This is a genomic window from Bradyrhizobium sp. BWA-3-5 (genome assembly GCF_032917985.1).
Classification (GTDB): Bacteria; Pseudomonadota; Alphaproteobacteria; order Rhizobiales; family Xanthobacteraceae; genus Bradyrhizobium.
Genome location: NZ_CP136626.1, coordinates 3299108 through 3312170, shown reverse-complemented (window position 1 = coordinate 3312170; position 13063 = coordinate 3299108). Strand labels below are relative to the sequence as shown.

Annotated in this window: 14 protein-coding genes; 3 read left to right on the top strand and 11 right to left on the bottom strand. The window is 64.2% G+C overall.

Going from position 1 to position 13063, the window contains the following annotated elements; genetic code table 11:
• Window positions 1-104: 104 nt before the first annotated feature.
• The gene (locus RX331_RS15875; RefSeq protein ID WP_317257418.1) at window positions 105-1277 is read right to left on the bottom strand and encodes a cupin domain-containing protein; all 1173 of its coding nucleotides are present in this window, start codon (window positions 1275-1277) and stop codon (window positions 105-107) included.
• Between the two features lie 324 nt (window positions 1278-1601).
• Between RX331_RS15875 and RX331_RS15870 the strand changes: the two genes are divergently transcribed.
• Entirely contained in the window at window positions 1602-1973 is a 372-nt protein-coding gene (locus RX331_RS15870; protein WP_317257417.1) for a hypothetical protein, read from the top strand.
• Window positions 1974-1988: 15 nt separating this feature from the next.
• Here RX331_RS15870 and RX331_RS15865 read toward each other — a convergent pair whose 3' ends face one another.
• Both RX331_RS15865 and RX331_RS15860 read right to left on the bottom strand, forming a co-directional pair.
• The gene (locus tag RX331_RS15865) at window positions 1989-2444 is read right to left on the bottom strand and encodes a hypothetical protein (RefSeq protein WP_317257416.1); all 456 of its coding nucleotides are present in this window, start codon (window positions 2442-2444) and stop codon (window positions 1989-1991) included.
• A 142-nt stretch (window positions 2445-2586) separates the two neighbouring features.
• The gene (locus RX331_RS15860; protein ID WP_317257415.1) at window positions 2587-3144 is read right to left on the bottom strand and encodes a hypothetical protein; all 558 of its coding nucleotides are present in this window, start codon (window positions 3142-3144) and stop codon (window positions 2587-2589) included.
• A 307-nt stretch (window positions 3145-3451) separates the two neighbouring features.
• Here RX331_RS15860 and RX331_RS15855 point away from each other — a divergent pair, with 307 nt between their 5' ends.
• Window positions 3452-3835, top strand: coding sequence for a VOC family protein (locus tag RX331_RS15855; RefSeq protein WP_317258142.1), 384 nt, complete (start codon window positions 3452-3454; stop codon window positions 3833-3835).
• A 34-nt stretch (window positions 3836-3869) separates the two neighbouring features.
• On the opposite strand, the gene RX331_RS15850 is transcribed toward RX331_RS15855, so the two are convergent.
• Complete coding sequence (locus tag RX331_RS15850) at window positions 3870-4199, bottom strand: hypothetical protein (protein WP_317258141.1); 330 nt, start codon at window positions 4197-4199, stop codon at window positions 3870-3872.
• Window positions 4200-4546: 347 nt separating this feature from the next.
• On the opposite strand from RX331_RS15850, the gene RX331_RS15845 reads away from it, so the two are divergent.
• Window positions 4547-4897, top strand: a complete 351-nt coding sequence (locus RX331_RS15845) for a GrlR family regulatory protein (RefSeq protein WP_317258140.1) — start codon at window positions 4547-4549, stop codon at window positions 4895-4897.
• A 30-nt stretch (window positions 4898-4927) separates the two neighbouring features.
• On the opposite strand, the gene RX331_RS15840 is transcribed toward RX331_RS15845, so the two are convergent.
• From RX331_RS15840 to RX331_RS15810, 7 genes are all read right to left on the bottom strand, one after another.
• The gene (locus RX331_RS15840) at window positions 4928-7606 is read right to left on the bottom strand and encodes a PAS domain S-box protein (RefSeq protein WP_317257414.1); all 2679 of its coding nucleotides are present in this window, start codon (window positions 7604-7606) and stop codon (window positions 4928-4930) included.
• Window positions 7607-7734: 128 nt separating this feature from the next.
• Window positions 7735-8652 (bottom strand): DMT family transporter, encoded by a 918-nt coding sequence (locus RX331_RS15835; protein WP_317257413.1) that lies wholly within the window; start codon window positions 8650-8652, stop codon window positions 7735-7737.
• Window positions 8653-8780: 128 nt separating this feature from the next.
• The gene (locus RX331_RS15830) at window positions 8781-9581 is read right to left on the bottom strand and encodes an NUDIX hydrolase (RefSeq protein WP_317257412.1); all 801 of its coding nucleotides are present in this window, start codon (window positions 9579-9581) and stop codon (window positions 8781-8783) included.
• A 4-nt stretch (window positions 9582-9585) separates the two neighbouring features.
• Entirely contained in the window at window positions 9586-10539 is a 954-nt protein-coding gene (locus RX331_RS15825; RefSeq protein ID WP_317257411.1) for a dihydrodipicolinate synthase family protein, read from the bottom strand.
• 70 nt (window positions 10540-10609) lie between these two features.
• Window positions 10610-11062, bottom strand: a complete 453-nt coding sequence (locus RX331_RS15820; RefSeq protein WP_317257410.1) for a GNAT family N-acetyltransferase — start codon at window positions 11060-11062, stop codon at window positions 10610-10612.
• 21 nt (window positions 11063-11083) lie between these two features.
• A complete protein-coding gene (locus RX331_RS15815; protein WP_317257409.1) occupies window positions 11084-11962 on the bottom strand; it encodes an SDR family oxidoreductase in 879 nt (292 codons plus the stop codon).
• 143 nt (window positions 11963-12105) lie between these two features.
• The gene (locus RX331_RS15810; protein ID WP_317257408.1) at window positions 12106-12966 is read right to left on the bottom strand and encodes a MaoC/PaaZ C-terminal domain-containing protein; all 861 of its coding nucleotides are present in this window, start codon (window positions 12964-12966) and stop codon (window positions 12106-12108) included.
• Window positions 12967-13063 lie beyond the last annotated feature (97 nt).

Sequence of the window (13063 nt, the reverse complement as noted above, 5' to 3'; positions counted from 1 at the left end):
CGTCTTCGTGAGCATCGGCGTATTCCTGGCTCACGCGTTTGACGCCTATCGGCTGCGCTAGATTTGCCGTCGCGCCGCGTCATGTAGCAACGGCGGCCGTCCCGTTAGCGGCTCCCATCCTTGGCGGCGACGAACACGTCCAGGTCGGGGAATTTTCCGAACACTTCCGCAGGCTGACCGAAATTCGTCGCAAGCACGTCCTTGGGGTTCGCCGCGATCCATTGCGACAGGTCGATGGTCTCGTAGATCCCGGCGTTGAATCCGATCAAAATCCGCGCGGTGCGACTGCCGACGTTCTCGATCGAATGACCGTAGCCCTGCGGGATGTAGCCGACGTCGCCCTTCTCCAATTGCTCGATCCGGAAGCGCCCGTGTGAGCCGAACAGGGTGACGCTCACCTCGCCGTCGATCACGTACTGCCATTCGTCGGCATTAGGATGCCAGTGCAGCGTTCTCAGCGCACCGGGATCGAGATCGAGGATGACGCCCGTGATCGTTTTCGCAATCGGAAAACGGCTGGAATCAACGCGCCACTCGCGGCCGCCCGGGTAGCTTGCGTGCGGCGGCTGCGTCAGCAGCCGGTATTTGTGGGTCTCGGGCGGCAGCTTCCAGCCTTGCAACGGCACCGACGGTTCTGCGGGCGGCGGCATGCCGCGCGCGAAATACACCTCCTCCTTCGGGAAATTGGCGAAGGTTGCTTCAGGCAGGCCGAAATTCTTGGCCAGCAGCGCCGGCGGCGTGTGTCCGACCCAGTCGGTGATGCTGAAAGTGCCGAACTCGGAGAAATAGCCGTTGTCGAAGATCAGGATGAAGTGACAGGGCCGCTCGCCCAGGCATTGCAGCATGTGGCCGTGGCCGCGCGGAAAATACCAGACGTCGCCGGGGTCGAAATCGTTGGTCTCGGCAAGGCCGTTCGGATCGACGACGGTGGTACGGACCCGCCCCTCAAGGACGAATGCCCATTCGGCGGCGGTGGCGTGCCAGTGCAGTTCGCGCATCGCGCCGGGCTCGAGCCGCATCGAGACGCCCGCGATCCCCTTGGAGATCGGCAGTTGCGTCACCGTCGCCTCCTTGCCGTAGCTGTTGCCGATGACCTTGCCGTCGGACTTCTCCAGCGCGAATTTGAAGGTCGGCAGGTCCTTGCCCGCCAGCGTCGGGTCCGGAACATTGTTCATGAAACTTGGATCGCCTGCGGCGGCCGGCCGAGCCGCTCCCAGTGCCGCCAGCGAGGCGATGCCTGCTGCGGCGAGAAACGCGCGGCGTTGCTGATCGGACATGGTGCACTCCCTGGGGACCAGACACCTCCGGCGGCCTTCAGGAGCACGCCGAGGCCGGTCCAATAGAGCACAAGTTTGATGCAGCCGGATCCCTCCCGCCGGGGCCAGGCCGTCAAATCCCCACGACCAGAGGTCACAAAATATCCCCCGACGGCCTGCGGTCCGCCGCCGGTGGATTCGAAAAGCCATTAAATCAACGGGTTAGACAGACGCGCGGGGATGGTGCTAGAGATCGCTGGCGCCGAACGGGATTTCGATTCCGAGGTCGGGAGTTATGGTCTCTCCAGGCGCGCGCGTCGCTAACGGCTATTCGGACATTTTCAAATGAGAAAAATCATACTGGCGCTGGCGGTACTGTATCCGGCCGCCGCCTTTGCGCAAACGGCGGCCCCCGCCAATCCTCCGACGGTCGGTGGCAAACCTCTGGTTCAGGTCGGATCCAAAAAGGCGGCGGCGGGCAAAAAGGAAGCCCCGGCGAAACCCCTTTCGGCCGCCCAGAAGTTGCAGGCCTGTCAGGATATTGACGATGGAACCAAGGAGCGCCTGAGTTGCTACGATGCCGTCTACACGCCGCAGCCCAAGGCGAAAGCGGCGGCGGCGAAAAGCGTCAGCGACTGCCGTTACGTCAAGGAAGAGGACGAGCGGCTGACCTGCTTCAACGGTTTTGCGGACAAGATCCCGAAGCTGCCGCGCTAAACAGCGCGGCCTGACTTACCAGGTGGAATTCCAGCTCGGACCGCCGAAGAAGCCGTAGTGCGACTGCTGCGCAACCCGCATCTGCGGCTGTGCGAACTGCATCGGCGGCGCTTGACGGACCTTGGCCACCTTGCGCTTACGCTGGACCTGCGGCTCGGGCTTCTTGGCTTCCGGGACCAATTGAGCAAATGTCTCCCTCGCCCGGGCCGGAATGTCAGCCACGACAGGGGTAGGCGGGGGCGGTGTGGCGGCCTTGGCCGTCACCACCGGCGGAACGATGGTCGGAAGGCTGGTGTCGTAGACCACGCGCTCCGGCGGCTTCTGGTCCGAGCGGATGCGCACGACGGTCTTGTCGATCGAAGGCGCGGCCTGGCTGACCACGGCCGCCTGCTGCGGAAACAGTGCGTCGATCGCCACCAACAAGGCGAGCAGCATGCCGCCGACAAACAGGAAATAACGGGCAATGGGCATTGGTCTCGCTCCCCCCGCGCGAGCCACGCGCGGTTCAACCGTCCCAACGGGCGATATAGAGATTAGTTCCTGGCCAACCGGCAAGGTTCAAAGGCGCAAGCAACATTTTCCGGGATGTGGCGCGAAGTTCTGGCGCGAAAGGTTAAATGCGGCTGGCCGTCACCAGCGAACATTTCGCCTTATTTGCGTTGACGTTGACGAAACCGACCAGCACGCCGGCATATCGCTTCCGGCTCTTCATGTTCACGGTATCGGGAATGATGCGCCGGCGGTCGGTCAAATGGCGGCCATCGCGCCGGGTGAAGGTGCAGGCAATCTCGACGTCCTTCACGGCATAATCGTTGGCGTTGCGAAGCGTGAAAGTCACCAGCGCTTTCGAGCCGAGCCCTCCCCTGCGCCACGACTGCGAGACGATTTTCAGACCGTCGAGCGGCGATGTGGGCAGCGTCGTTTCGGGTGGGGCAATATCCTCCGGCGCAGCGGCGGTGGCCGGATTGGTATCGGCAGGTGCTGCTGATGATGGTGGCGTGCCCGACAGCGTTGCCTGAGTTATCACCTCGGGCGGCGTCGCCGCGGAATGGCTCTCGGCATCGCTTGCCTGTGGAAGCATCAGCCAGATGGTGCATCCGGCGATGGCGATGGCCGGCAGCACAGCGAGCCGTGCTTCGGGCTTTCCGAACGACCACCCGGCAATTCCCATAGCCGTGTCCTCACCCGGCAGAACCGGCGGTTGCCGCGCCGCGCATGAAAAAAGCCCTACGGGCGTTTTCCCGTACGGCTTTGTCACGACCGCCGCTTATGGATCCCGCCGCCCGTCAACAATCATCGAGAGAGCAAATGGTTTCATGCCACCTTAACAATATTGCGACGACGGCCCAAGGCTTGCCACACACCCAAGGCTTGCAAAATGGAAAGCCTTGCACGATGGATTTGTCGATGCCCGGCGGCTGGATCGGCTGGCCGCAGCCGGCCTTCAGCGCCGCAACAACAACGATGGGGAGACCAAGATGCCGACCGTTATCTGGGACCATGTTCATTTGCGCAGTCCTGACCCCGAGGCGACCGCCACATGGCTGCAGGACGTTCTCGGCGGCGAGATCATGCGCGCGCCGGGACGGATCGACGTCAAGCTCGGCGGTGCCAATGTCTTCATCGCACCTGTCACCGCTGGCGATGGCGTCAACACCCCGCCGGTGACGCCCTATCAGGGGCTGGACCATTTCGGACTGACGGTAAAGGACATCGACGCAGTCGCCGCCGAGATCAAGGCGAAGGGCGTCGAGTTCACGAAGGAGCCCACCACCATCCGTCCCGGCGTCCGCATCTGCTTCATCCGCGTACCGCAGGGCATTTCGATCGAGCTGCTCGAGCGCGACAAGAAATACGCGTGACGCGCTTTGGCGTGTTGGCCGGTCAGAGCTCGCGTTAGGTCATGCTGCCTGGCATGAAGCAGCGGATGGTCAATCCCTGATAGCCGCGAACCGGCCAGACCATGGTTCGCCCGACACGATTCGGCTCGGTGATGACGGCGTCATCCGGCACGTCATACCATTCGCCGTCGATGCGAACGCGGTAATGCCCGCTTTTGGATTCCCAATCCACATCGCTGACGGCACTGCCGTCCGCGTCGGAGCAGCATGGCCCCTTCCCGCTCCTCAAACTGTCGAACCACTGCTTCAGCGGTGAGTTGGCGTGACGGCCGTCGGGATCGCGCGCCTCGCCGGGTGTGAAGGTCAGCGGTGAGATCAGCACCATACCACCGACGATCAGCAGCTTTCTCCAGCGATCCGCGCGATCGCGGCCCATGGTTTGATGGTTGCGATTCGCTGCGCATGAAGACGGCACGTGGCCGCCGGAACTCATCCAGTTGGTCACCTGTTTTTCTTGCTCCAGCACCCGCCGGCCGGTGCCATGGCAAGCTATGCATTTCGCGGGCCAAGGTGAGTCGCCGTCATCCCAGTGTCACGCCGGGGTGGCACGGTTGGTGTTTTGCCGCCTGCGGAAATGGGCAAGTCAACCTGACGCGTTGACGGTGCCGGCTGCGCTTTGGCATAACTCCTTGACCGGCCTCGGTGGGCGCTGCGGCCGGCACCTGGGACGTCATGAAGAACGGGCTTTATTCGATCCACGTCACCCTGCTGGATGGGCGCATCGGGAAGGGCAGTGGCGTTATTTTGTTCCGCGATGGCCAGATTCTCGGCGGGGACGCCTATCTGTTTTACACCGGCAGCTACACCGTGAAGGGCGATACGTTCAAGGGCGAGGTGCTGGTGCAGCGTCACACGACCCCGCGCGACAACGACAATCCGCTGTTCGGTGGGCCGAACCCGGTCGGCATCGGCGTATCCGGTACGTTCACCGACACCCGCGCCACCATGAATGGAACCGCCCTCGTCGGCAAAGCGAGCCAGATCTTTGGGGCTACGCTGCACAAGCTGGCCGATATCAACTAGCGCAACGGTCAACCAAGGCGGCCTGCCCGCCTACTCCGCCGCCTGCTCCAGCGGCGCGGTGCGCGGCAGGATCATCTGAATGCGGGTGCCGCCACCCGGCTCGGAATCAAGATCAAGGCGTCCGCCGAGCCGGGTCGTCACAATGCTGTAGACGATATGCAGGCCAAGCCCAGTGCCGCCCTGATCGCGGCGCGTCGTGAAGAACGGATCGAAGGCGCGGCGGCGGACGTCGAGGCTCATGCCACACCCATTGTCGGAAAAAATCACCTCGACATTATCCTTGCCGGACTCGCGCACCTGGATGTCGACCGTGCCGGGCTTGCCGTCCGGAAACGCATGCGCCACCGAATTGAGGAACAGGTTGGTGAGCACCTGGCCGTACGGCCCGGGATAGCTGTTCATCATCAGGTTGGGCTGACACTCGACATTGAGTGTCAGATTGTGTTTGCGCAGGCCCGGACGCAGGCTCATCACCACCTGCTCGGTGAGATCGCCGAGGTCGAAGGTGCGCTGGTCGGAGTAGTTGCGGTCGGCGGCAACCTGCTTGAACGACTGGATCAGTTCGGCGGCGCGGTTGAGGTTGGCAACCAGTTGCGACGATGCGTTACGGCTGGTGTCGAGAAAATCGTTCAGGCTGGAGCGTCGCAGCTCGCCACGGGCAACCTCGGCCGCGAAGTTCGACGTCTTGCGCTCCAGTGCGGACGCGACCGTGAGGCTGATGCCCACGGGATTGTTGACCTCGTGCGCGACACCGGCCACAAGGCGCCCCAATGCCGCGAGCTTCTCCGCCTCGATCAGCGAATTCTGCGTCTCGCGCAGGTTACGCAGCGCCCCTTCCGCCGCATCCTTGGCCTTGCGCATCTCGGATTCAACGCGCTTGCGCTCGCCGATGTCGAGCGCGACCGTCACGATGTTCTCGATCTCGCCGGCGCCATCCAGGATCGGCAGCTTGTTGACCAGCCATTGCCGCATCTGGCCGGACGAATCCCGGTATTCCTCCTCGTAGAAGCCGAGCTCCTTGCCGACTGCCAGCACCCGCTTGTCGGGCTCATCGGTCTTTTCCGCGCCGTAGCGCGACATCAATTCGGCCGTGGTACGTCCAATCGCATCGCTCGGCTCGACGCCGAATATGCCGGCCATGTAGCGGTTCATCAGGACATAGCGAAGCTTCTTGTCCTTGACGTTGATGACCGCGGGTACGGTATCGATCACCATTTGCAGCAGGCGGCGGCCTTCGGCGATCGCATCCTCGGCGCGCTTCTGGTCGGTGATGTCGCGCACCGTTCCCTCGTAGCGGATGATGACGCCGGCCTCGTTGTGCACGGCGCTCGCGCTGTCGGAGAGCCAGAGCACCGAACCGGTGCGCGTGCGAACCTGGTATTCGTATTCGCGCACCATGCCGTCGCGCTGCATCAGCCGCTCATATTCCGCCCGCGCCTCGGCATGGACATAGACACCTTCCGCGATGTCGCCGATGCCGCTGATCAGATCCTGCGGCGTGGCATAACCCATCATCCGCGCCAGTGCCGGGTTGGCGTTCAGCAGCGCTCCGCTCGGCGTCGTGACGTAAATTCCATCGACCGAGGATTCGAACAGCTTGCGGTAACTCTCCTCGGCAAGCCGCTGCTCGGCAAGCGCGCGCACCGCCGCCTCGCGCGCGGCATCGGCGTCGACCAGCGTCTGCCGGAATACCTCGGCGGCCCGGGCGATGTCGCCGATCTCGTTGTCGACGTCGGTCGCCGGGATCGAGGCATCCTTTTTGCCGCCGGCGACCGCGCGAATCGAGCCGGCAATCGCGGCCAGCGGGCGGACGGTGCGGCGAACCACCAGCAGCGAGGCGAACAGCCCGATCAGGACGCCGGCGGTGCCAAGCACGATGCTCTGCCACTTCGCCTCACTCAGCGTTCTGGCGAAATCGCGCGAGAGAACGCGTCCCCGCCGCTCGCTGACGTCGCGCAACAGTTCCGTCACGCGCTGGATCAGACGGCCCTCGGCGCCCAGCACTTCCCTGTCGATGTCGGATATCTGCCGTTCGCGGATCGAGATGTTGGAAATCGCCAGCGCATAGTCATCGACAATCGCGCGCAGATTCGCGTCAGCGATCGTCATCGAGCGCATGCTCTCGGCAGCCTGCTCGGCTGCGGAGGGGTTGTGCGCCAGCAGCGCCGAGGCGATGCGGCTCTGGCTCTGGGACAGCGCCGTCGCAAGGTGCAGATCTGACGACTCGGCGACAGCGGCATCGAATTTTTCGCGCAAGGGAGGCAACGTGACGATCATTTCCGCACGGCGGTTGATCAGCGCAGAAATCCGCTCGATGCCGCTGCGATAGGTCGACAGGCGCTCGGTGACGCCGTCGATCATGTCCTGCTGCTCGGGCGCGAGCTCCAGCCGGGTCTTCTTCAGCACCTCGCCAAGCGCGGTCGCGGCCTCGGCGACCTGGAGCGACTGGTTGCCGGGGTCGGTGACGAAATCCCGCGCCGCGAGCCGCAACTCGTTCATGCGGCGGTCGATATCCTCAGCAAGATCGCCGACGGCCTGCAGCCGCTGCAGTTCGGCAAAGGTCGAATCGATATGGCGGATCGCAATGACGCTGGCCGTCGAAGTGATGATGATCACCGCCAGCACCAGCATGAAGCTGCCGAAGGTCAGTTGGCCGATCGAAAGCGAGAACGATCGCGGCGGCGTCGAATTCGGCGTTTCAGCGGTCATGTGGTCGGGGCCGGCTCCAGTCGGGCCCCAGTATATACAATGGCTTTCGGGCCTTAGGGAACATGCCGGGAACGATGGTAAAGCCCGGCCAAAGCGCTTTCCCGACGATTCGGGCCCGTCGACCCTGTTCAGGCGGCCACTTCGGACCGCTTCCGCGCCGGGATGGTCATGGCGGCAACACCGACAACGACGCAGCCGAGCCCGATCCAGGCGGTCGAGCTCAACTGCTCGCCGAGGAACACGACGCCGACCGCGACGCCGATCGGCACGCGCAGATAGGCCTGTGCCGTCGTGCCGACCGAGCCGAGGGTCCGGATCAGGCGGAAATAGATCACGAATGCGAGCGCGGTGGAGAATGCCGCGAGCGCCAGCAGCGCCAGCACCGAAGCCATTGAGGGCTGCAGCGTCCAAGGCCGTTCCGCGACCAGGCTCACGGGAAGCAGGACCGCCGCGCCGCACAGCAGCGAGCCGGCCGCCGGCACCATCGGGTCGAGATCCCGAAAGCCGCGACCGAAGATGGCCGCGCCCGCGTAGCAGATGGCGGCCAGGATCATCACGATCTGGGCCACCAGTTCCTTGCCGAAGCCGGACAGTGCCTGGACGCCGACGATCAGGCAGATCCCGGCCATGCCGGCGACGACGCCGATCAGCTTTCGCGACGTCACCGCCTCGTGGCGGGTAACGGCGAAGGTCAGGAAGAACGTGAATATCGGCGCGGTGGAATTGAGGATGGTCGCCACCCCCGCGTCCAGCGTCTGCGCGCCCCAGGCGACCATGATCCAGGGGATGACGCTGTTGAGGCAAGCCTGGAACAGGAAGCGCCGCCAGCTGGCGGCATCGAGGGGCATCCTCACGCTGCGCCAGCGCATGACGACCAGCAGCAGCAATCCGGCAATCAGCGTGCGGCATGCGATCAGGGTGACCGGCGGAATGGTTGCGACGCCGACCCGGATGAAGGTGTAGGACGCTCCCCACAACGTCGCGAGCGCCAGCAGCAACACCAATTCGCTCGCCATGCCGGCTTGCCGGGGATGCGTATCGCCCATGTCCGTGTTTCCCGATCGCGGTGAATGCCGGGACGGACAATACAGCCGGACGCACCCTAAATACTTCGCTATGCATCGAAGTGTTGATGCAGCGCCCGCCCGCAGGCAGGCTTCAGGCCCGGCCGGCGTCAGCCGACCGAGCCGACCTCGAACACGTCGCCGTCGTAGCCGGCCTCAAGCGGAATGCGGAGTTGCCGGCCGCCATTGTTCCGGGTCATGACCGGCGTCACCGTGACGATCGATTTTCCCCTGGAGTCCTCCAGCGCCGCCTGCACGCTCGCCTGCTTGCCGAGCTTGATCAAATTGCGCGTAGTCGGGAACGGCAGCTTGAAGCGCCCGGTCTGCCCGCCCTCGAGCGCCTCGCGCGGCGACACCCAGATCGAGTCGGTGGATTCCTTGCCGTCATGGGCGCCGACCTGTTCGGGCGGCGCGGCGGCGAGGAAGAACCAGGTGTCGAAACGCTTCGGCATGCCCTCGGGCGTGATCCAGTGCGCATAGGGCACGAGTTCGTCGAGCGCCAGCACCATGCCGTTGTCGGTCAGCACCTTCAGGAATGTGATCTTGCCGTCGCAGAGATCGGCGCGGTTTGCCGCCTCGATCTCGCTGGCGCGCCTGGCCTCGACCAGCGCCGTCGAGCCTTTGGGCCGGGCCAGCAGGATACCACTTTCCTCAAACGTTTCGCGGATCGCGGCGATGCGGAAGCTGAGCGTGGCCTCATCGAACCCCTCGCCGCCCGAATAGAGTTCGGGCTTCGCGATGATCTCCTTGTCGCCCTTGTCGACGCTGCCGCCGGGGAACACCAGCGCGCCGGAATTGAAGTCGATCTCATAATGGCGAACCATCATGAAGACCTCGATCTCCTTGGTGTCAGCGCTGTCGCGCAGCAGCAGGATGGTGGACGCGGCACGCGGGGCGACGGTTTCGGCCATGTGATTAACCCGCCGCGCTCGATTGCGGTTGCAGATTGGCGCGGCGGTCGACGCGCGCCACGCGCGACAACAGATAGTCGACCTCGGCCTTTGCGGTCGCCGTGATCGTCGCGCCCGGCTTGCGCTGCGCGCTGGAGGAAATGATGCCGCGCTTCTGCAGCACGTATTTGCGCACGGAAAGTCCCGCGCCCGGCTGCTGCTCGTAGCGGATCAACGGCAGATGCGCGTCGAACAGGTCGTGCGCGGCGTCGCGCTTGCCGGCCTTCGACAGCTTGACGACGTCGATCAGCAGTTCCGGGAACGCGTAACCGGTCATGGCGCCGTCGGCTCCGCGCTCCATTTCGAAATCGAGGAACAGGCCGCCATTGCCGACCAGAATGGACATCGGCTTCAGCGAACCGTCCTTCTGGAAATTTCGCAGCGTCGTGATCTTCTCCAGGCCGGGCCAGTCCTCGTGCTTGAGCATCACGCAGGACGGCGAATCCATCACAATCTTGCGGATCACGGCCGGGGTGAAGATGACGTTGAGCGTCAGCGGATAATCCTGCAGCACCCAGGGAATCTCGTCGCCGATCGCTTCCTGTGCCTGCTTGAAATAGCCCGTGATCTGGTCGTCGGTGCGCAGGTTCGGCGGCGGCGCGATCATCACGCCGGCGGCGCCGGCATCCATTGACGCCTTCGCCAGCGAGCGCATCGAGGCGAAACCGGGCGCCGAGACGCCGACGATGATCTGCATGTTCTTGGCGCGCTTGACGAAGCGAACGGCCACCTGCTCCGCCTCGGCCGCATCGAGCTTCGGGGCCTCACCCAAAATGCCGAGCACGGTGACGCCGTCGCAGCCGACTTCGGCGTAGAAATCGGTCAGCCGGTCGATCGATTTCTCGTCGATCCGGCCGTCATCGTGGAACGGCGTCGGCGCGATCGCAAAGGTGCCTGCGGCCTGGGCGGTGAGTTTCATGATTACCTTCTTTGGCGGGGGCTTACGGAACGGAATATTCTGATCATGGATAGCACCGCCGACCTGCCCCTCAAAGCGGCAGATTGAGCCTCGGAATGAGCCTGTTCGGGATTGAACCCGACGGAACAAGGCCGTCGTCGACCGCTCCCATGCGGCGGTAAAATTCGGCCGCGTCGGGATCGGCCTCGATGACCAGCGCCGTAGCGCCGGCCGCGCGGGCCGTCGCCTTGGCCCAATCGAGCAGCTTTCGGCCGGTGCCCGACCGGAGCATGGCCGGCTCGACGAACAGCTTTTCGAGCTGGGCCGTGTCGCCGGCGGATTTCACCTCGGCAACCCCGGCGAGACGGCCGTCGAGTTCGGCCACCTGCACCTGCGAAGTCCGGATGCTTGCCGGCGTCAGCGTCAGCTCCTTGCGGCAGGCCGCCATGAACGCGTCGTCATAGCCCCAGACCGCCTTGAAGCGCAGGCAGAGCTCGGTGAGTTCTGCACCTTCCTCCGGGCGCGCGGGCCGCAGTGCAAGCATGGCACCTCCATCAGCCGGGGTTCAGAACCGTCGCGCGCCCATCTTGATCTGCTCCTCGGAGAAGAAGATCTCCTTGGCGTGGGTCACGATGTCCTCGGCCTTCCAGCCCGTGAACGGCGGCTTCCAGCCTTCCATTTCCATCATCCGCATCTCACGCACGCCGCGTGGGCCGGAGACGCCGAGCACCTTGCCGGTCTGATCGCCCGAGAGGTCGCTGACCATGTAGAGCACGGCCGGCGCGATCCCGTCAGGGCCGAGCGCGGCGCCGGGATTCTCCTTGTAGCGCGGCAGGTCGGCGGTCATGCGGGTCAGCGCGCCCGGCGCCAGCGTCCAGATCCGGATGTTGTACTTGCGGCCTTCAATGGCCAGCACGTTCGACAGTCCCCAGATACCGCCCTTGGCCGCGCCGTAATTGGTCTGGCCGAAATTGCCGATCAGCCCCGAGGTCGAGGACGTGTTGACGATGACGCCGCCGCCGTTCTCGCGCATCCATTTGAATACCGGCTGGGTGCAGCAGAAGGTGCCTTTGAGGTGCACCTTGATCACCTTGTCCCAGTTGGCTTCCTTGGCTTTTGCAAAGGTCTCGTCGAGCAGGATGCCGGCGTTGTTCACCAGGATATCGGCGCGGCCGAAATTCTTGATGGCGTCGTCGAACACCGATTGCCCGCCGGCCATGGTCGAAATGTCGGCGCCATTGGCGACCGCACGGCCCCCTTCTTCCTTGATCGCATTGACCACTTTCTGCGCCATCGAGACGTCGGCGCCGGAGCCGTCGCGCGGACCGCCGAGGTCGTTGACCACGACTGCCGCGCCCTCGCGCGCGAACAGCTTTGCGTAGGCCTCACCAAGCCCGCCGCCGGCGCCGGTGATGATGGCGACTTTGCCGTCGAGTAGTCCCATGGTGTTTTTCTCCCTTCTTCATTCTCGTGTCCCGGACGAGATGCAGCGTGCAACGCTGCTTCGCAGAGCCGGGACCTATCGCGGCATGGGCCCCGGCTCAGCAGCGCACCACTACGCGCTGCGCTGCGTCCGGGGCGCGAGATTTAGCCCAGCACCGTCTTGCCGCTCTTGATCACCGTCACGCCCCTCGCCTTCACCTTGGCTTCGAACGAGACGACATTGCCGTCCTTCCACAATTCCATCGTCACAGTCTCGCCGGGATAGACCGGCGATGAGAACCGCGCGACGTGCTGTTTGAAGGCGGATGGATCGTAGTCGGCGTAGGTCTGCAGCACGCCGCGACAGGTGATGCCGTAGGTGCACATGCCGTGCAGGATCGGCCGCGGAAAGCCGGCCTTCTTGGCGAACTCGGGATCTGAGTGCAGCGGGTTGCGATCGCCGCACAGGCGATAGACCAGCGCCTGGTCCGGCCGCGTCGTGATGTCGACGATCTTATCCGGCGCACGCTCCGGCACCTTGTGCGGTTCAGGCTGGCCTTCCGAAGGCCCGCCAAACCCGCCGTCGCCGCGGGCGAAGCGCGAGGCAACGAGCGTTGCCAGCTTGTCGCCGTTCTCATCCTTCAGCACGGTCTGGTGCCGGATGACGGCGCCCTTGTCCTTGCCCTTGTCGAATACGTCGAGCACGGTTGAATCGGCGGTGATCTTCGCGGCGGCCGGCAGCGGCTTGTGGAAGGTGATGTCGCGCTCGCCGTCGACTACCATCACGCGGTTCAGATTCATCTCGCCGGGGTTCGAGCCCCAGGCTGCCACCGACGCGAATGTCGGCACCACCTTCAGCGGACGCGGGGTGAAGGTGCCTTCGTTGACGAAAGCGAGTTCCTTCTCGTCCATGGGGTCAGCGCCCATACCGATGCCATACGCATACAGCATCACCTCGCGATCGGTATAGGCATATTTCTGGCCGAGATTTTTCAGGGCCATCAGTTGTTCGTAGTTGATCGGCATTTCGTTTCTCTCCCGAACCTTCTTCGCGGTGCCCGTTGCAGCGCCCTCTCCCCTTGTGGGAGAGGGCGGCTCCGGCCGTGCCGCAAACTCGCTTGGG